This is a genomic window from Pararhizobium sp. (assembly GCF_035497515.1).
Classification (GTDB): Bacteria; Pseudomonadota; Alphaproteobacteria; order Rhizobiales; family Rhizobiaceae; genus Pararhizobium.
In genome coordinates this window covers 43,603-61,468 of the sequence record NZ_DATJDJ010000183.1, presented here as the reverse complement: position 1 = coordinate 61,468, position 17,866 = coordinate 43,603, and the positions used below count along the sequence as shown (strand labels likewise).

Below are 17,866 nucleotides of genomic sequence, written 5' to 3'. Positions count from 1 at the left end.
CTGGAGCGGGCGAAGGGATTCGAACCCTCGACCCCAACCTTGGCAAGATTTCAAATTGCCCTGAAGCGACTTTCTGATCCTACGCCAGAGCCCTACAAAACCCTTGGTTTATTGACACTTTCACGGTCCGTGCGCAAGTTTGTCTACGCCACGAACCGCCCTCACGGTGGTATACTGGTGGTATACTGGTGGTATACTGAGAGCGAGCATTGCCATGGGTGTCCGAAGCCAACTTTCCCTGACCAAGCGAACGGTGGACGCCGCTCACCCGACCGACAAACGCTATCACATCTGGGACAGCGACCTCAGAGGTTTCGGCCTCAGGATCGAGCCATCCGGGATCAAGACCTTCGTCACCAAGTACCGTGTGAACGGTGGCGGACGAAACGCACCGCAGCGGATCCAGACTGTCGGGCGGTATGGCACCCTGACCCCCGAGGAGGCTCGCAAGAAGGCAAAGGCCATTCTCGGCAGCGTGGCCGCCGGTGCTGATCCCGCTGGCGACCTGGCCGCCCGTCGGCGCGAGATGACCATGGCCGCGCTGATCGACTTCTATGAGACCCATGGATGCGTGGTTCAGCGCGGCAAGCGGATCGGCGAGCCTATGAAGCCGCTGACCAAAGCTTATACCCTGGCCCGGCTTCGCCATCACGTGGTCCCCCTTCTCGGCAATCGCCGCGCGAAGGATGTGACGAGCGGAGATATCGAACGGTTCGCGGCTGACGTGCTGGCCGGCAAGACCGCGAAGAATGAGAAGATCGGCCCGCGCAAGCGCATCATCGTCAAGGGTGGTCCGGGCGCTTCCCGCAAGGTCGTGCGCGACCTCTCGGCAGTGTTCAGCTTCGCCAAGCGCAGCGAGATCGTCGAACGCAATCCGGTCGAGAACGCCGCCGTGCGCAAGACCGATGGCCAGAAGACCCGCTTCCTCACACTCGAAGAGGTCGGACGGCTTGGCAGCGCACTCGACCAGCTCGAAAGCGAAGGCACCAACATCAAGGCGATCAACATCGCCAGGCTCTGGGCGCTGACCGGCTGCCGTCGCAACGAGATCGCCGGGCTCAAATGGGACGAGATCGACTTCGACAACGGCCTGCTCGTGCTGGAGGACAGTAAAACCGGGCAGTCGGTGCGTCCCCTGGGGACAGCGGCCCTGACCCTGCTCCAACAGATCGAGCGGGACAACCATTGCGAGTTCGTCTTTCCTGCCGATAGCGGCGAAGGTCATTTTCAGGGAACGAAGACCCCTTGGGCACGGGCCATCCGGAAGGCGGCATTGCCCGGCGTTACCCCGCACACCTTGCGCCACACAATCGGATCGACCGCGATTTCGACGGGGGAAGCGATCGCGCTCACCGGTGCGATCCTCGGCCACTCCAATCCTCGCTCGACCGCGATCTATGCCCACATCCAGCACGAGCCGTCACGCAAGGCCGCCAATCGCGTCAGCAAGAAGATCGCTGCTGCTTTATTACCCAGTGCCGCGCAAACCGGGCCGTTGACGTTGGAAGACCAGAAGCTGCTTCAGGCACTGAAGGCCCGGTTCGGCAAGGACGACACCAGCGGCAGAAAGCTCCGCGAAGCCGTGATCGCCCTCGTCGAGCAGCACAGCGCTCCGCAAGACGCATCCAATGCAGCCTAGACAGATGGTAACGAATATGTTACTAATGGCGGTGCAATGTGATTGTTGAGGAGTATGTCCGCGACGATGGCACCTGCCCGTTTCGGGGCTGGTTCGATGATCTCGATGTCCAGGCCGCAGCCAAGGTGGCGACTGCCATCGTCCGGATGGAACTGGGCAACCTGTCGAACGTCAAATGGATCGGCGGCGGGCTTGGAGAATACCGGATCGATTGGGGTCCGGGATACCGGCTCTATCTGACCCAGGACGGCGATCAGCTTGTCATCCTGTTTGTTGGAGGAACCAAGAAACGGCAGCAGTCGGATATCAGGCAGGCAAGTGCGCTGCTTGACGAGTACAAGGGCCGGAAGGCCAAGGCGAAGAAGGCAAGGAACTAGGCAACGTGGCTCTGACACGCGATTTCAAGGAGACGGTAAAGGAACGCGCCGCGCGCGATCCCGCATTCGCCAAGGCCATGCTCGACGAAGCCGCGACCGCTTTCCTCAATGGTGAGACTCATGTCGCACGCCTCATCCTGCGCGACTTGGTGAATGCCTCGGTCGGCTTCGAGGGCCTTGCCGCTGAAACCAAGCATCCCAGCAAGAGCCTGCACCGGATGCTCTCGGAAAACGGCAATCCGAGCATGGATAATCTTGCGGCCATTTTTGGCGCGATGCGCAAACGCCTTGGCGTCGCTTTTGAGGCCCATGCGGTTGAAGCTGCATAGATCAAAGGACTGAAATCCTACGTCCGAGCCTCGCCCTCCTTGCCCATCGACCTTTCGTGCCCGGAGCGACAGGTCCGGACTGAAAGTACCCGCCGCCCGGTGCGGTGACGGTGTGACCCGCCACATCGACCGGGTGCCGGACCGCACATTTGGTCCCTTTCATTGCCTGGAGTGCAAAGAAGCGCTGCTCCTCCGGCAATCGCGCCGGGCACGCACCCATTTTGCGCATCGCCCAGACAGCAAATGTACCGGCGAAACCGCTCTGCACCTCTATGCCAAGGCGCTCTTGGCGCAGGTGCGCGAATTCACGTTCACTCCCCTCGTTCTGAGTCAGGCGGGCTTGCAAGAAGTCGTCATTGAAGGGGGACGGTTCAAGCTCGACGCTGTGGCGGTCGAGGCAGATCAATTTTCTTTCCGTCCCGATGCGACCGTCATGGTCGCGGGTCAGGCCTTCGCCATTGAATTCAAGGTTTCCCATGCAGTCGACGAGGAAAAGCAGGCCAAGGTGGCTGCCACCCCTCTGCCGATGATCGAGGTCGACCTGAACTCCATCCGCTCAATCCAGATCAATGCCGATGAACTGGACGCGGCAATCCTGCATGGCGCCGCTCGCGCATGGGTACACCACCCGGAGCGGGCCGCCCGGCAAAGCCAGCTTGATGAGCGCGTGGAAGAGCAGAGCAAGGAGCGCGGACGCCGCCTTCGATATCACATCGAGAAGAAGGTGCGGCTCCCCTACGACCAGGCTGCTCATGCAGTGGCGCTCCGGTCAGTCCAAGACGCCGGTTTTCTCGATTTCATCGGGGTGCCGGTCGAGTGTGCACATTGGTTCGGAGTCGGCCTGCCGGTCTGGCAGGCCGCGGTGCTCGACACTTATATCATCCGACCTTCCAAGCAATTTACGCCGGGATCGCGCCTGAAGGTCAGGGGGGACTGGCCGGATCATCAGGCATTGGCCAACCGCCTCCCGCAGGCCATGATGAGATCAGACCTTAGCGCATATCGTCCAAAGACGCTGGAAGCCGCGGGTTACTCGGCGACCTCGTTTGGCAATCCGGATCACGCCGTCCATTACTACCTTGCTCATCTCTCCGGCGAGCCCGGCCTGCTTTACTGGGACAGGGACGAAGAGGCCTTCTGCGTCGAACCGGAAGTGCATGGCCACATCTATCGCCGCCAGGAATTGCGACAGAAGCTGGCCCGCATCCTCCAGGCAGCCAATGCTCCCAACACTGACGACGTGACCGATCGCTGGCTGAACAAATTCAATGCCGGGGGCCGATCGCCAGCGGCGCTCGCGGCAGAAGGGGGCGATGCCTATCGCCTCCTGATCGAGCGTGTCGATCGGCTGCTCAGGATGGCCGAGGCCCGCTATGAAAACTGCCTCGTTGATGACTTCTGCGGGCTACGACTTCAACCGCTTTATGATCAGCGTCTTGCCGAAAAACAGGGTCGAGAGGCTGAGGCTGCCCGCAAGCTGACGGAAGCCGCTGCCGAACGTCGGCGCATCATCTGCGAGTTGGCCGAGGAAGGCCTTGCCGAGGAAGCGCAGGCGTGGCTCAATGGATTTACCGTAGCGGCCGGTGCAAGCTTTCGCGACTGGGCGAGCAAGAGTGATCAGAACCTCGCTGCGGCTCGTTCGGAGTTGCGGCGTGCGATTACTGCCCGCGAGGCCCGATTGGCTGCAGCCGAAGTTCTGGCTGGTCTGCACAAGCAATTGGCGGATGCCGTATTCGCTTCGACCCGTGATCGCCAGTGGGCAGACCTGTTCCTGAGAAGCTGGAAAGGGAAGTGCGACAGTCCGGCGGCATTGAAGGACATTCTTGCCCTTCTCAAGAAATCGCGACGTTGATCAAGTCGCTGCCGCGAGCGGAAAACGCCGTGCTCAACTACCCCGGCATCCCTGTGGCCGGGTCGGGAGACTTGCCTCCCGCAGTCCAGCAGGCAGCCCCCTTCAGCAAGAAGCCGGGAGTGCCTTGATCGCCACAAGTCCTACTCGGTCGTCCGGCCGTCAAAATGCTCATAGTCGGCAGCTGAATCAGCGCAGGTCTTGTGAACGGTGCCGTCCAGATGTTCGGGCGGGCCATAGATGGTATAGAGGCGCAGCGGCTCTTTGCCCGTGCTGATCACATTGTGGCGCGCGTCCTGGGGCACGATGATTCCATCGTCCGCCTCGACCTTGTTGCATACACCATCGATCCAGATTTCGCCTTCGCCGCCTTCGATGCGGAAGAACTGGTCCCGGTCGTCGTGGACTTCCTCGCCGATTTCGTCACCCGGCTCAATCGCATGAGGACAAGCTGCAGGTTATGCCCGGTGTACAGCACGCGACGGAAATCGTTGTTTTCTTCCGTCAGTGCTTCGATGTTGTCGACGAAACCCTTCATCCTGCCTGCTCCCGTCATGAAAATCGACCGTTATTTATCTTGATACGCACGCGAATGTCACCCGGTTATGCTGTTGGGCTACAATTACCTTTGAGCACTGATATTCTCGCTTGGCACTTCAACGAACAATTGCAATTCCGAATCGGAATCGTGTTGAACGGCGATCATAGTCGAGCAGGTTCTCACCATAGCCAAGAAAACTCTGACCGAAGAGGTAGAAATTCGGTCCGCCACCAAAAACCCGCTGCAAAGGATAAGAGAATTCCGCGTTGAATGCACCCCTGCCGCTCGAAAAATTGAACCGGGTACTCGTGGAGAGGCGAAGTCCATCGTCCTTTCCGATTTCCATAACGAGAGACAGATTACCTCGATAATGCCGGATATCTGGATTGTCCGACAGGTCTCCGACGTACACTGCCACTCGCGGTGCAACGGACAGGTGATAGTGGTTCCCAAGTGGTAGTGTGGCCATGGGTGCGACGTACAGCGTGTTGAGGCTGCGTGAATCCTCACCGGCGCGTCCGTTCGACTCATGGCGCACTCCAACCTGGCCTGAAAGCGTGATGCTGTTCGACAGCGACCTAGTGGGCGCGAGGTAGAAAAGTTCCGGCTGGAAATCTATATTTCGAAAGGGTGAGGACTGCGCGCCAAGGTCCCAATACATACGCTGTGTATAGGCGAAATGCAGACCGTCGCGCCAAGATTGTTGCGCTCTGTCGGCATTCCTTGTTCCGAATAACTGATACTTGAAGCTAAACTGAATCTGTGCCTCGGAATCCGTTCCGGGGCCATAAACGATATAGACCGGCTCATACGCCGAGAGATTTGTGAGGAAGGCATTGCCTGACGTCCGGTTGGCTTGGGACCGCACAATCGCATTCTGCTCAGGCTCCGGTGGCGAACCCTGGTTAATTGGTTCGCCTTGGATCGGCACCGATTGAGGCACATTTCCAGGCTCGATCACAACTTGTCGCGTCCTCCAAGACGGGATCGAAATCGCGGCACCGCCGATGTCCAAGCCGGATGGAGAACGCAGGATGTAGATCGCTCGGTAAAAGCCAGCGCCTGGGATGCCAATTTCTTCCGGCGTATTTGCGGAACGCTCCAGCCACACGGTGCTGGCTGCCCGGGATTGAGCAATTTGCGCTTCAATCCGGTTCGGAAGTGTTAAAGTCTCCAAGTGGTCGCTACTGTTGAGGATGCTCACAGCGACGAGAATGGCCCCTTCCTGGCCTTCTTCTCGAACTTCGCTGATGAGAATCTCGACAGGCGAAGCTGCATAGGCAGTTGTCGCCGGTAAAAGCGACAACACTATTACCCGTATGACACAAGTCAAGGGGCGTCCCCGGAGATACCTTATGAGGTGCATATCCAGTTCATCTCGATTGCTCAGATGATGTTGGTCCGCCTCCGCCGCCCATTGCCACAAAGAACGCAGAGCTATTTGCCAAACGCTCAGACCGTGTCGCGATCACGGCCAGATTAGCCCGTTGCGCTTGGTGCGCGGCGATTAAAACCTGAATATGACTTGCCGCCCCCAGTCTGTAACGTCGCTCCATTGTTTCTAGCGACTGCTGCGCAGCGGCAGCGGCCCTTACCTGTGCCGCGAGGGTGCTTGCATTGGTATTGACTGCCACGAGGACGTCAGCCACGTTCCGCAGACCATTCAATACGACAACCTTGTAGTTGGCAGTAGCCGCATCAAACGCAGCAAGAGCAGCTCGCTTCTCATGGCTTAGGCCGGGGTTGAAAAGTGGCTGCGTAATCTGCCCGATAAGGCTCCAAACGATTGATGGACCACCAAAAAGAGCATCCGTTGTCAGCGATTGACTGCCCAACGTCGCACTCAAATTCAATTGCGGATACATTTGGGCGACTGCGACCCCGTAATCTGCATTTGCTGCATGGACCGTGGCTTCTGCTGCCAGGATGTCGGGCCTTTGCCGAACCAGTTCCGACGGTACGATCAACGGCAGGTCCTGCGGCAAGGTGAATTCGGAAAGCTCGAAACCAGGAATGCCGCCTTGTCCGGGGGCGCGGCCGGCCAGCGTGGCCAGCAGATGCTCTGTTTCGGCTAACTGCTTCGCGAGCACAGGAAGCTCTGCCCTTAGCTGCTCCGTTTGTGTTTCCAGGGCCAATAACTCATCCGGCGCAGCATTGCCCAAGCGGACCCGTTCACGAGCGATGTCACGTTGCTCCTCAAGGTTGCCGAGCAGCAGCGCCGTGGTTTCGATCTGCGCTGCGATACGTGCTCTTGCAATGGCCGCCGTCGTGATATTGCCAGCAAGCGTCAATCGGGCTGCCTGTAATTCGAATTTCCTGGTGTCTGCGCGCGCCCCGAGGGCCTCAATGGCGCGACGATTGCCTCCAGCCAGGTCGAGATTATAACGAACCGTGACGCCGGTATTGTAAAGGTTGAATTCACGAGGGGCCGACTCCTGGCCCAGGGCCCCCGGATTGAATCTCTGACGCTGAGCCGTTGTTCCAAGCTCAGCTTGTGGCAATTGAGTCGACCCGGAGCGTGCGCGCTGATACTCTTGGGCCTGGCGCAGCGTTGCTTCAGCTGCGGCAAGTGTGGGGCTCTGCACAAGGGCATCTGCAATGAAGGCGTCCAGACGCGGCGATCGGAACTCGCGCCACCAATCACCTTCCACCTGCAGTCCTGGAACAACGCGCTGGGTATCATCAACCGCTGAAGGGGCGGCAGTGACGACATCGTTACTTGCATGGGGCGAATAACCTTCGGCCGTTGGCGGAGACGGCCGCGCAAAATCAGGCCCAGTTGCGCATCCAGCCAGCAAGGAGGTCAATGCAAGTCCTCCGATTAGGCGCAAAGCCACGACGCGCCGGGCCGCAGGTGCGGCCTTCCATTCCTTCATATTTTCATGAGTAGACATAACGGAAGTCCTACCTGAGGCGCTTTCATCGCTTCTTGGCCTGGGGCGGGGTTCCGCCGTAAAACCCCTCGAGATGTGAAATAATTTCTTCAGAACTATCGGCAAACACGAAAAGTGAAAGGTCATCGTTTTTTATAAAACCGCAACTGGAAAGAAAATCGAAGTTTATTGCCTTCGACCAAAACTCAGTACCAAAAAGAACGATTGGAATTCGTTCCATCTTTCCTGTTTGAACAAGTGTCAAAACCTCGAAAAGCTCATCGAATGTACCGAATCCTCCAGGGAAAACGACCAACCCGCGTGCGCGAAGCATAAAGTGCATCTTGCGTATGGCGAAGTATCTGAAACGGAAGGCTAGATCCGGTGTTATATATGGGTTCGGGTATTGCTCATGCGGTAGTGTTATGTTGAGACCGATTGATCTCATCCCGACGTCCGATGCCCCCCTGTTGGCTGCCTCCATGATGCCGGGGCCGCCGCCCGTTACCACTACGAAATCGCACCTTCCTTCTTGCTGGAAGCGCATCGAAACTTTGCGTGCAAAATCACGAGCTTCTTCATAATAATGGGCCAATAGTGCCGCGTTATCAGCCCCGCCAGTCGATTGCAGGACGCTCGACGCTGCCTGTTCCGGTGACGGAATGCGGGCACTGCCAAAGACGACCACCGTGGAAGCGATTCCATGTCGTTCGAGAGATCTTTCCGGTTTCAACAACTCCATCTGCAGCCGCACGGGGCGCATGTCCGGATCTTCGAGAAAGTCGGGGTCTTCGTAGGCAAGCCGGTAGGCAGGACTGTGCAGCACGGCGGCACATCGCGCCGCTTCATCCTGGGGATGATGGGGATGGTCCATCATTCACCTCCGGGTGCGAGCTGGAATTGCGATCCGGCAAGTGGTGCCACGGCCTTCCAGCCCAGTTCGTCATGGAGCGCGCTGGTAAAGTCCAGCGCTGCATTTGCTTCGCCGTGGACAACGAACGCCTTGTGCGGTGGCTTGCGGAAATGCCGTGCCCAGGCAAGCAGCGCGTTCCGGTCGGCATGGGCGGAAAGCCCGTCAAGGACGTGGATCTGCGCGCGGACCGGCACGTCTTCGCCGAACAGGCGGGCCCAGGTTGCGCCTTCGACCAGTTTGCGGCCAAGGGTGCCCTCTGCCTGGAATCCTGCGATCAGCACCGCGCAGTTGCGGCGCGGAAGGTTGTGCAGAAGATGGTGCCGGATCCGCCCGGCCTCGCACATCCCGCTGGCCGAAATGATGATCGCGCCCGACTGGATCTGGTTGAGTGCCTTCGATTCCTCGACGCTTTCGGTAAACCGCAGGTATGGCGGATATGCGTTCCCGGCGTGCCATTCGGCAAGTTGCCTGGCCTGTTCATCGAACAGTTCAAGATGCGACCGCGAGATCTTCGTCACGGCAGTCGCCATCGGCGAGTCGACGAATATCTTGAGGTGATCGACCAAACCCTCGCAGGCCATCTGGTGGATGTAATAGATGATTTCCTGCGTCCTGCCGACCGCGAAGGCGGGAATGATCAGGTTTCCGGTCCGCAGGGTTTTTTCGAGGATTTCGATCAGCCGCTCGCGCGTGTCGCCGAAATTGGCATGGACGCGGTTTCCATAGGTCGATTCCATGAAGACGTAGTCCGCGTCCTCGATCGGGGTCGGCTCGCGGACGATCGGGCGGCCGGGTTGCCCCAGGTCGCCACTGAACACCAGCTTGCGGGTGACCCCGTTCATGTTGATGACGATCTCGATGATTGCCGAGCCGAGTATGTGGCCGGCATCCCGGAAATTGACCGAAACACCCTTCGCCGGCGTTAGCGGGGTATCGTAGGGAAAGGCTCGGACCAGTTCCAGCGAGGTGCGGGCATCTCGCTGGGTGTAAAGCGGATCGCGCAGAATATCCTTGTCAGCACCGCGCCGGAATCGCCTGGATCGCTCTGCATCGCCCTCGTGGATGCGGGCGCTGTCCAGCAGCATCACCTTCAGGAGGTCGGCGGTCGCCTCGGTGGTGTAGATCGGCCCGGTGAAGCCGTCGCGCGCCAGTTTCGGGAGAAGCCCGCTATGGTCGATATGTGCATGGGTGAGGAGCACGAAGTCGATCGACGACGGATCGAACGGGAAGTCGCGGCGGTTGCGCTCCGCTGCATCGCGCCCGCCTTGAACCATTCCGCAATCAACAAGGAACCGCGCATTCGGCCCTTCAACCAGAAAGCAGGAGCCCGTGACTTCCCGCGCCGCTCCAAGAAATGTGACGTTCAGCATGGTCCTGTGCTCCTGTCTTGTCCCGTCCCGACAGCCAGAGTTCCGCGTTTCATGAGATGGGTCGTCCTTCCCCGGCCTCTTCGGTCGTTACCCCATCGCGAATGTGGTAGATTCGCTTGAAGGTCGGGATGATCTTCTCGTCATGGGTGACGACGATGATCGCCGTCTGATACTTCGCAGCCATCTCGTTCAGGATTCGGATCACGGCCATGGCTCGCTCGGAATCGAGCGGGGCGGTGGGTTCGTCGGCGAGGATCACGGGCGGGCGGTTGACCAGTCCGCGCGCGATCGCGACGCGTTGCTGCTCCCCGCCCGACAGTTGCGAGGGCATCGCCATCGCGCGGTGCTGGACATCGAGCGCAGTCAGCAGTTCGAGCGCCCGGCTGCGAGCGTCGGCGTTGGAAAGCCCAGCCAGCATGGGCAGCAGGGCGACATTGTCGACGACATCGAGGAACGGGATCAGGTAGGGCGCTTGGAAAACGAAGCCGATCTTGTCGCGGCGCAACGCCCGTAGATCGGAGACCTTCCAGCCATCGTCGTAGATCACCTCTCCGCCCAGGGTCATGCGTCCCGCGGTGGGGTCGATCACGGCCCCCAGGCATTTGAGCAGCGTGCTCTTGCCCGATCCCGACGGGCCGATCAGGCCGACCACTTCGCCGGGGGCGACCTCCATGTCGACGTGCTTGAGCGCATCGACCGCCGTGTCGCCCTGGCCGTAGCGTTTTAGCAATCCTTCGATGCGGATGCCACTGGATGCCATGTCAGCCTCCGACCGCTTCGGCCGGGTCAACCTTCAGCGCCATGCGGATGGCAACCAGGCTGGCAAGCGCGCAAATGATCATGACCGCGACAAATCCAAGAACCGCGTCCTGCGGCACCAGCAGGACGTATTTGGGGAAATAGGGCGCGGCGAAGGTCGCCGTGATCTTGCCGACGGCAAAGCCGATCACGCCAAGCGCCAGCGCCTGCTGGAGGATCATCGTCGCAATGGTCATGTTGCGGGTCCCGATCAGCTTCAGCACCGCAATTTCGCGGATCTTGTCCATCGTCAGGGTGTAGATGATGAAGGCCACGATGGCCGCGCTGACGATCGACAGGATCACCAGGAACATCGCGATCTGTTTCGACGAAGTGGCGATCAGCTTGCCGACGAGGATGCCTTCCATCTCCGCGCGGGTGTGGACGGTGAGCCGTTTCCACCGACGGATCGATTCCGCGACTGTCTCGGGATCGGAGCCGCTGGCCAGCCGCACCAGCACGGCGTTGACCGAGGTGCTGCTGGCCTGCGAGGCGTTCACGGCCTCCACCACGTCGGGCGTGCCGGGCCGGTTGAAAGCGGGATTGGCCTCGGTCCGCCGCCGATTCTGCCAGATCGCGTCGTTATCCTTGAGGAACTGGGCTTCCTGTGCGTCCTTCAGCGGAATGAACACCATCGGATCGCCGCTTGAGGAAACCATCCGGCGGGTCAGCCCGACGATCCGGTAGCGGTTGCGGCGGATGGTAATCTCCTCGTCCAGCCGGAAGCCCGAGGCGATGTCGGCCACCGCCTCGTAATGCCCGCGCGTGATCTGTCGGCCCGCGACCAGATAGGGGGGCCATCCCGGCGAACCCCATGCCGCCCCCGGTATGATCCCGACGACCATCGCGCGAACGTCGTCATCCCCTTTTCGCACCTGCATCGTCAGGTAGGTGACGTTCGCCGCCTGGGCGACACCGGGCATGGCAAGGACCGTGCGATAGAGGTCGTCGTTGATGCTCGACGATTCCGCATAGGGCCCCAGCGTGTCCTTCTGGACGACCCAGAGATCGGCTCCGCTGTTGTCGAGCAGGGCTTTGCCATCGTCGACCATACCCCGGTAGACCCCGGCCATGACCAGCGTCACGCCGATAAGCAGGCCCAGGCCGACCCCGGTGAAGACGAACTTCCCCCAACTGTGGAGGATGTCGCGCCCGGCCAGGCTGATCACGGCGTAACCCCCGGGATGCGATCGACGATCTTGATGCGGCTGTTCGCGGTAAGCTCAACCTCGCTGTAGACGATGATCGCGTCGCCCTCGCGCAGGCCTTTCAGGACCTGGACATTGCCGTCGAGGTCGGCCTTGCCCAGGACCACCGGCACGAAGACCCGGTCGCCATCCTCCAGCTTCCACACGCCGATGGTGTTGCCCTGACGGCGCACGGCGGCATTGGGGATTACCGGCCCCTTGCCAAGCGGCGCTAGATCGAGCGTGACTTCGGCATATTCGCCAAGCGGGGGCAACGGTTGGGGTAGGGTATCGAACAGCACCTTGCCAAGCGTCTCTTCGGTAACGGGGTCTGCCTTGGGTTCGATGCGCAGCACCTTGCCGCGCAGCATCTGCCCCTCGCGCGAACGCAGTTCGATGCGCGCAGGCAGGCCGGGCATCAGTCCCGCGGACGAGACCTGATCAAACCGGACATTGATCCAGATGCTGGCCGGGTCGACGATCTCGACCACCGCCTGGCCGCCCGCGACCGAGGCCCCCGGCTCGACCTGGCGCAGCGTCACGATGCCGGATGCGGGCGCGATCAGGCGCAGGCTGCCGCGCTGCGAGCGCAGGCCGGAAAAGTCCGAATGCATCCGCGCCAGATTAGACCGGGCATTGGCCGCTGCGGCCTGTGCGGAGGCCAGTTCCTGCCGCTTGGCGGCGAGGACTTCCTCGCTGGTCGCCTGGGCGGCGAGCAGGCCTTCATAGCGCCGCGCCTCGTTCGCCGCATGGGCCTGCCGGGCGCTGGCCTCGCGCAATGAAGCTTCGGCACCGCCGATCGCGGCGGCCTGGGCGTTGAGCTTGTCGTCAAGATCGATCGGGTCCATTTCGCCGATCACCTGCCCTGCCGTGACAAGATCTCCGACCTGGACGGTCAACCGCTTCACCCGCCCGGCAAAGGTCGGGCCTACCTTGTAGACGTGTTCCGCATCAATCGTGCCCATGCCGAACAGGGCGGGCCGCAGCACGCGCGATTCCACCTTGGCCTGGGTCACCGCCACCGGCGCCAAGGGACCGGACCTGAGCGCCACGTAGCCCAGCAGCAGGGCAAGAACGACGACAACGGTGCCGAGCGCAAGCTTTCTGCGCTGCATCCCGGTGATATTCATGTGCGGGCCTCAATTGCGAGCTGGAACAACGAAAAAACTCCGGGAGCCTCCTTGCGAATAAGCTGAACCTCGCCAGCAAGGAGCGATTGCATGACAAGCCCCTGGATCATCCCAATGAAGAGTGTACCAACTGCTGCCGTATCGATGTTTGACGACACTTGGCCTTTCAACTTGCCGTCCTCGATCAAGGCAACAAGCCGTTCCCGGTACCGATGCAGCATCTTCTGAGCCATGCGCTTAGGCGCGGTCATTTCAGCTCTTTGCAACTCCCCAAATAGCATTCGGGGAACTCCGGGGTGCTCTACAAAGAATGCAACGTGCGCCATGAACATCGCCTCGAGCGCCAAGAGGGGGGTCGATGCGCCGTGCGCAGCCTTGTCAATTCGAGCCAGCAAACGATCCGCAACCCAATCCATAACGGATTCAAGAATGGCTTCCTTGCTCGGAAAATGGCGAAAGAGCGCTCCTTGGGTAACACCCATGTGCCTGGCGATTGCCGTGGTCGTAATGTCGCTGGGGTTCTGGTGCGCCGCCAACTCTAGGACGGCCTCAACGGTTACCGCACGCCTCTCGTCTGCTGGCAAATGTTTCGGTTGCATCGCTTGCGGCCAAAGATGGTAATTGATTACTATCTTTAGTCCGGCAGATATCTGTCGTCAACCCCTCTTCTGGCGCACAGGTGCGCCAATGGCTCCTAATAAAGTTCTATATTGATTGACTTTTCCCTCACCTTCTCCTGGTGGGCTTGCACAAGAGAGCCCGGCGATGCAGGATAAGATAGTAACTTATAACTATGATTCGCTGCAGTCCAGGGCATGTTTGCAACAGGGTTCACTTAGGCTTGATAGAAGTTCGCCAGCTCCAATATGCGGTTCTTACCGCCGACAGCCTGAGCTTCGCTCGGGCGGCAGCAAGGTTGAACATGAAGCAGTCAACTCTGAGCCGGAAGGTGAAGGACCTTGAAATCCGGCTTGGTATCAAGCTGTTCGAGCGGACAACGCGCGGCGCCGAGGTAACGGAAAACGGCAAGGTATTCATCGAGCAGGCGCGCCGTATCGTCACCGATGTCGAGAACCTGCTGACCACTGCACGCAATGTCAGCTATGGGCTCCAGGGCCGATTGGCAGTCGGCTATTGCTCCTCGCTAATGTCTGGTAACCTCAGGCTGGCCTTCTCCGACTATCTCGGTCGCTTTCCTGAGGTTCAATTTGATGGAATCGAAGGCAGCCCAGAAAAGATCATCCACGGCCTTCAATCTCAGACCATGGATGTGGGTGTCGCCCCGATCGGGCTGAGTGAGGAGGGCCTTCATTCAAAACCGCTCTGGTCAGAACGCCTGTTCGTGGCGCTGCTCGAAGACAGCGAACTCGCATTGAAGGATAAGATCTACTGGCAGGATCTGCGGCGTGAAGTCTTTGTGGTCTCCAGCAACGGCATCGGCCCGATTCTCGGCAACCTCCTATCCGCGCGGCTGACCGAGCAAGGCTTCCGCCCTGCAGTGATTTACCAGGACACCAGCCAGGAAAGTGTGCTGAGCATGATCGCCGCCAAGCGGTTCATCTCAGTTGCCTCTGAAGCTTCACAGGGCGTGCCGTGGCAGGATCTCCGCTTTCGCGAGATTTACGATGGTAACGGCCCTGCCCGCCTCGACTATGCGCTCTACTGGCGTGAGGACAACGACAACCCCGCACTCAAACGGTTCTTCAAACTGATCGAGGAACGCTATCCAGGGTAAGCTTTTCGGCGCCCTTTGGCGTAGCTACGATCGGTTGCGATAAACCGCTCGATCATCGGCGGGATCAGCCGTTCGGGCGGAGGCGCACCTTTTGAATCACCTCCGTTGAGCGCCGCTCCATAGGAGAGAAGCTCACGGTGCAGTCGCGTCGAGACTTCGATAGTAAGACGCACCGGCTTCTCATCGGCAAGGTCGGAGAGCTTCAACCGAGTCATCGGTCGCCTCCGAGCACAAGATCGCGCGTTACCAGCACCCGCACAGGGAAACCTGGACGTATGGTCAGCGTCGGCCGGACATTGAGTTCACGGCTGACGATCTGCTCGCCGGCGCGGTTGACGCTGTCTTGGGTGCCGCGTTGGATCGCGCGAGCGAGATCGCCATCGCCGCCCGAACCTACCTCGGAGCCCACCCCGAGCAATGTCGAGACCAACGCCGCCTTGAGCACGCCGCCCCAATGATAATCGGTGCCATCCTGCAAGCCGGCGAAGCCGCGTGGGTCGGCGGCGGGCTGGCGTTCGAGCACGATCGAGCGGCCGTCGGGGAGGATCAGGCGGTTCCAGGCGAGCAGCACCCGGCTCTGTCCGAATGCCACGTCGGCATCATAGTCGCCGATCAGCCGCGAGCCCTGCGGGATGAGCAGGATACGCCCAGTCGGGCTGTCATAGACATTCTGGGTCACCTGTGCGGTGACCAGTCCCGGCAGGTCCGAACGGATGCCGGTGATGAGCGCCGCCGGGATCACTGACCCCGCCTGCACCACGTTGGGCGAAGCCAAGCCAGACAGCCGCTCGCCCGATACGGTGCGTCGGTCGCTGGCGCGTTCGAGGAACGCTTGCCGCCGGTCAGCCTCGGTATTCGGCCCTGAAGGCGGGGCAGCCGATTCCGGAGCTTCAGCGATCGCTGGTATCCCGGCAAGGTCAGCGCCTCCGCCCGGCGCAGCACCGCCGAAGAACAACCGGCTCCCACGCGCGGACTCGCGTTCCTGCTCGGTGCGCTGGCGAGCAGCTTCGGCTGCATTGGCGGCGGGATTGGGCGGGAGCGGTTGCGGGGCACCCACCGGCGGAAGTGCGGCCACATCGCCGCGTCGCTGTGCATCAAGGATCGGCCTGCCGAGATCGCCGGGAAGCGGCGGGCCGAGCTTGGGCACCTGGCCATAGTCCTTAGGCGCACCGGCGAGGTTGTCGGCCACGGTGACGCCTTCGGTATTGTAGAGTTCTTCGGCGCCGTTGCGCCCCTGAGGCTGGAGCGCATAAATCAGTGCGCCACCGACCAGCGCGAAGCCGCAGCCCGAAGCAATGCCGATGGCCTTGCGAGACAGCCGCATCACGCGCGGCGGATCACCGCGCAACTTGACCGCGCTGGCAGGGTCGGAAAGCGCTTCCTCGCGCGGGGCAGGTTCGGCCGCAGTCATGCCCGCCCCCGACGCTGCGAGACGATCCGCACCTTGTCCTGGCCCTTGCGTCCGCCAAGCCGCAGCTCGGCAGCTGCGAACAGCCGGTCGACGATCATGTAGCGGCCCGCGACGCGGTAGTTGACGAGTTCAGCCTCGCCCTTGGCGCCGATCACGAACAGTGGCGGCAGTTCGCCTTGCGCGACACTCTCGGGGAACTCGATGAACACCTGCACCCCATCATCGAACGCGCGCAGCGGTCGCCAGTCGGGCCGGTCCCCCTCGATTGCGTAACGGAAGTTGAGCGTCGAGAGGTCGAGCCCCGCCGCGACCGGCGCAGCGCGTTCGGCCTCGGCACGGGCTTGGCGCAATGCGATCAGTTGGTCCTGCGGATAGGTCCAGGAGACCGAGGCCATGTAGACCGACGGATTAGCGCGCAGTTCGAGGTGATAAGTGCGCCGGTCAGTGTTGATGACGAGATTGGTCGCGATGTCCGGGCGGATCGGCTTGACCAGGATATGCACCCGTGCTGATGCACCGATCCCGCTTATCGTATCGCCGATCATCCAGCGCACGGTATCGCCGGCGGCGACGGGGCCGGTGCCGACCAGTTGTTCGCCGTCCTGCAGCGCGATGTCGGTCACCTGCCCAGGCTTGGCGTAGATCTGGTAGAGCGCGCCTTCGGTATAGGGAAACACCTGGATCGCATTGACGAACCCGGTTCGTTCGGGCTGGATCCGCGCGGCCTCCATTGCCGCTCCCACCCGGTCCTGCAGAGTGGGGCGACTCCGCTGCAGATGGGAGCGGCCCGCGGCGTGGGGAGGGAGGCGCCGCGGAAGGTCTTGCAGCTGGCCGGGAAGCGGCAACGGCACCGGGATGGCGACCACATCGGTGCGTGAAACGGTCGCCTGCGCCATCCCGCCCGGGGACGCAGGCGAAGTGGGCTGGTGCTTTGCCGGTTCTTGGGCCCACGTAACTGAAGTCATGGAGATGCTGCCGACGAGCATCGCGAGAGTGGCAGCGCGCCGCACGCGCGTTGGTGTTCTGATCATGATCCGAGCTCCTTCGACCAGTTGATGGCGTTGACGAAAATGCCGAGCGGGTTCTTGCGCAATGCATCGGGGGTGCGAGGAGTCTGGACGACGATCGTCAGGATCGCGGTCCAGCGGCTCGTCTCGGCAAGGCTGCCGTCGCGGTAGCGCCGCTCGACCCAGGCAACACGGAAGCTGGTCGGCGAGGCGCGGATCACGCTGGTGACATCGACTCCGACCTGCTCACGTCCGATCAGCGCGAATGGATCGTTGGTCCGGGCATAGTCGTTGAGCGCCAGCGCGCCCTTGTCGGTGGCGAACTCATAGGCGCGCAGCCAGTTCTGCCGGACGATGATAGGATCGTCGGGCACAGCGCGGACCTGCTCGATGAACCGCGCGAGGTGGAATGCGATCTGCGGATCGCTCGGCGAATAGCCGGCATCGGCGGGAGATACCGCCTGCGCCTCACCGAGCTTGTCGACCTGGACCACCCAGGGAACGATCGACCCGCGCGCACCCTGCCAGATGATCCCGGCGGTGAGGCAGGTTGAGAGCCCCAGCGCGCCGAAGAAGGCGAGTCGCCAACTACGCGCCTGGACACGGGCTGAGCCGATGCGGTCGTCCCAGACCTGCGCTGCGCGCTGGTAAGGCGTTTCGGGCTCGGGGGTCTTGCCGTAGCGGATCGAGGGACGTCGGAGCATGTG

At 61.1% G+C, this 17,866-nt stretch carries 18 protein-coding genes; 5 read left to right on the top strand and 13 right to left on the bottom strand.

The window, feature by feature from the left end:
* The first annotated feature begins 214 nt into the window (after nt 1-214).
* From VL202_RS19800 to VL202_RS19785, 4 genes are all read left to right on the top strand, one after another.
* Nucleotides 215-1,639, top strand: a complete 1,425-nt coding sequence (locus tag VL202_RS19800; protein ID WP_325465792.1) for a site-specific integrase — start codon at nt 215-217, stop codon at nt 1,637-1,639.
* Between the two features lie 38 nt (nt 1,640-1,677).
* Entirely contained in the window at nt 1,678-2,016 is a 339-nt protein-coding gene (locus VL202_RS19795) for a type II toxin-antitoxin system RelE/ParE family toxin (RefSeq protein ID WP_325465791.1), read from the top strand.
* A gap of 5 nt (nt 2,017-2,021) precedes the next feature.
* Nucleotides 2,022-2,345 (top strand): transcriptional regulator, encoded by a 324-nt coding sequence (locus tag VL202_RS19790; RefSeq protein WP_325465790.1) that lies wholly within the window; start codon nt 2,022-2,024, stop codon nt 2,343-2,345.
* Between the two features lie 112 nt (nt 2,346-2,457).
* The gene (locus VL202_RS19785; protein ID WP_325465789.1) at nt 2,458-4,197 is read left to right on the top strand and encodes a competence protein CoiA family protein; all 1,740 of its coding nucleotides are present in this window, start codon (nt 2,458-2,460) and stop codon (nt 4,195-4,197) included.
* Between the two features lie 140 nt (nt 4,198-4,337).
* Here VL202_RS19785 and VL202_RS19780 read toward each other — a convergent pair whose 3' ends face one another.
* The 9 genes from VL202_RS19780 to VL202_RS19740 form a co-directional block, all read right to left on the bottom strand.
* Entirely contained in the window at nt 4,338-4,613 is a 276-nt protein-coding gene (locus tag VL202_RS19780; RefSeq protein ID WP_325465795.1) for a cupin domain-containing protein, read from the bottom strand.
* 237 nt (nt 4,614-4,850) lie between these two features.
* Nucleotides 4,851-6,041, bottom strand: a complete 1,191-nt coding sequence (locus VL202_RS19775) for a phospholipase A (protein WP_325465788.1) — start codon at nt 6,039-6,041, stop codon at nt 4,851-4,853.
* A gap of 67 nt (nt 6,042-6,108) precedes the next feature.
* Nucleotides 6,109-7,629 carry an efflux transporter outer membrane subunit gene (locus VL202_RS19770; RefSeq protein WP_325465787.1) on the bottom strand — a complete coding sequence of 507 codons (1,521 nt, stop codon included), beginning with the start codon at nt 7,627-7,629 and terminating at the stop codon, nt 6,109-6,111.
* 25 nt (nt 7,630-7,654) lie between these two features.
* Nucleotides 7,655-8,482 carry a TIGR00730 family Rossman fold protein gene (locus VL202_RS19765; protein WP_325465786.1) on the bottom strand — a complete coding sequence of 276 codons (828 nt, stop codon included), beginning with the start codon at nt 8,480-8,482 and terminating at the stop codon, nt 7,655-7,657.
* Entirely contained in the window at nt 8,482-9,891 is a 1,410-nt protein-coding gene (locus VL202_RS19760; RefSeq protein WP_325465785.1) for an MBL fold metallo-hydrolase, read from the bottom strand. Before VL202_RS19760 ends, VL202_RS19765 begins: the two co-directional genes overlap by 1 nt.
* A gap of 49 nt (nt 9,892-9,940) precedes the next feature.
* Nucleotides 9,941-10,651: an ABC transporter ATP-binding protein gene (locus tag VL202_RS19755; RefSeq protein ID WP_325465784.1), complete on the bottom strand. Its 711-nt coding sequence runs from the start codon at nt 10,649-10,651 to the stop codon at nt 9,941-9,943.
* A gap of 1 nt (nt 10,652) precedes the next feature.
* The gene (locus VL202_RS19750; protein WP_325465783.1) at nt 10,653-11,858 is read right to left on the bottom strand and encodes an ABC transporter permease; all 1,206 of its coding nucleotides are present in this window, start codon (nt 11,856-11,858) and stop codon (nt 10,653-10,655) included.
* A complete protein-coding gene (locus tag VL202_RS19745) occupies nt 11,855-13,006 on the bottom strand; it encodes an efflux RND transporter periplasmic adaptor subunit (RefSeq protein WP_325465782.1) in 1,152 nt (383 codons plus the stop codon). The genes VL202_RS19750 and VL202_RS19745 overlap by 4 nt, the downstream gene beginning before the upstream one ends.
* On the bottom strand, nt 13,003-13,605 hold the full coding sequence (locus VL202_RS19740; RefSeq protein ID WP_325465781.1) for a TetR/AcrR family transcriptional regulator: 603 nt from the start codon (nt 13,603-13,605) through the stop codon (nt 13,003-13,005). Before VL202_RS19740 ends, VL202_RS19745 begins: the two co-directional genes overlap by 4 nt.
* A gap of 194 nt (nt 13,606-13,799) precedes the next feature.
* Between VL202_RS19740 and VL202_RS19735 the strand changes: the two genes are divergently transcribed.
* On the top strand, nt 13,800-14,741 hold the full coding sequence (locus VL202_RS19735; RefSeq protein ID WP_325465780.1) for a LysR substrate-binding domain-containing protein: 942 nt from the start codon (nt 13,800-13,802) through the stop codon (nt 14,739-14,741).
* On the opposite strand, the gene VL202_RS19730 is transcribed toward VL202_RS19735, so the two are convergent.
* Genes VL202_RS19730 through trbF form a run of 4 tightly spaced genes read right to left on the bottom strand, consistent with a single transcriptional unit; the run spans nt 14,729 to nt 17,863 of the window.
* Complete coding sequence (locus VL202_RS19730; RefSeq protein WP_325465779.1) at nt 14,729-14,956, bottom strand: DUF2274 domain-containing protein; 228 nt, start codon at nt 14,954-14,956, stop codon at nt 14,729-14,731. The genes VL202_RS19735 and VL202_RS19730 overlap by 13 nt on opposite strands.
* Nucleotides 14,953-16,152 carry a TrbI/VirB10 family protein gene (locus VL202_RS19725; RefSeq protein ID WP_325465778.1) on the bottom strand — a complete coding sequence of 400 codons (1,200 nt, stop codon included), beginning with the start codon at nt 16,150-16,152 and terminating at the stop codon, nt 14,953-14,955. Before VL202_RS19725 ends, VL202_RS19730 begins: the two co-directional genes overlap by 4 nt.
* Entirely contained in the window at nt 16,149-17,183 is a 1,035-nt protein-coding gene (trbG, locus tag VL202_RS19720; protein ID WP_325465777.1) for a P-type conjugative transfer protein TrbG, read from the bottom strand. The genes VL202_RS19725 and trbG overlap by 4 nt, the downstream gene beginning before the upstream one ends.
* The gene (gene trbF / locus VL202_RS19715) at nt 17,180-17,863 is read right to left on the bottom strand and encodes a conjugal transfer protein TrbF (protein WP_325465776.1); all 684 of its coding nucleotides are present in this window, start codon (nt 17,861-17,863) and stop codon (nt 17,180-17,182) included. The genes trbG and trbF overlap by 4 nt, the downstream gene beginning before the upstream one ends.
* Between the last annotated feature and the right edge of the window lie 3 nt (nt 17,864-17,866).

What these genes read in the sequence shown, in the direction of transcription:
- VL202_RS19735 (WP_325465780.1), top strand. Translation starts at nt 13,800, where the DNA reads ATGATTCGCTGCAGTCCAGGGCATGTTTGCAACAGGGTTCACTTAGGC.
- VL202_RS19800 (WP_325465792.1), top strand. Translation starts at nt 215, where the DNA reads ATGGGTGTCCGAAGCCAACTTTCCCTGACCAAGCGAACGGTGGACGCC.
- VL202_RS19770 (WP_325465787.1), bottom strand. Translation starts at nt 7,629, where the DNA reads ATGTCTACTCATGAAAATATGAAGGAATGGAAGGCCGCACCTGCGGCC.
- trbG (WP_325465777.1), bottom strand. Translation starts at nt 17,183, where the DNA reads ATGATCAGAACACCAACGCGCGTGCGGCGCGCTGCCACTCTCGCGATG.
- VL202_RS19740 (WP_325465781.1), bottom strand. Translation starts at nt 13,605, where the DNA reads ATGCAACCGAAACATTTGCCAGCAGACGAGAGGCGTGCGGTAACCGTT.
- VL202_RS19725 (WP_325465778.1), bottom strand. Translation starts at nt 16,152, where the DNA reads ATGACTGCGGCCGAACCTGCCCCGCGCGAGGAAGCGCTTTCCGACCCT.
- VL202_RS19730 (WP_325465779.1), bottom strand. Translation starts at nt 14,956, where the DNA reads ATGACTCGGTTGAAGCTCTCCGACCTTGCCGATGAGAAGCCGGTGCGT.
- VL202_RS19765 (WP_325465786.1), bottom strand. Translation starts at nt 8,482, where the DNA reads ATGGACCATCCCCATCATCCCCAGGATGAAGCGGCGCGATGTGCCGCC.
- trbF (WP_325465776.1), bottom strand. Translation starts at nt 17,863, where the DNA reads ATGCTCCGACGTCCCTCGATCCGCTACGGCAAGACCCCCGAGCCCGAA.
- VL202_RS19755 (WP_325465784.1), bottom strand. Translation starts at nt 10,651, where the DNA reads ATGGCATCCAGTGGCATCCGCATCGAAGGATTGCTAAAACGCTACGGC.
- VL202_RS19760 (WP_325465785.1), bottom strand. Translation starts at nt 9,891, where the DNA reads ATGCTGAACGTCACATTTCTTGGAGCGGCGCGGGAAGTCACGGGCTCC.
- VL202_RS19745 (WP_325465782.1), bottom strand. Translation starts at nt 13,006, where the DNA reads ATGAATATCACCGGGATGCAGCGCAGAAAGCTTGCGCTCGGCACCGTT.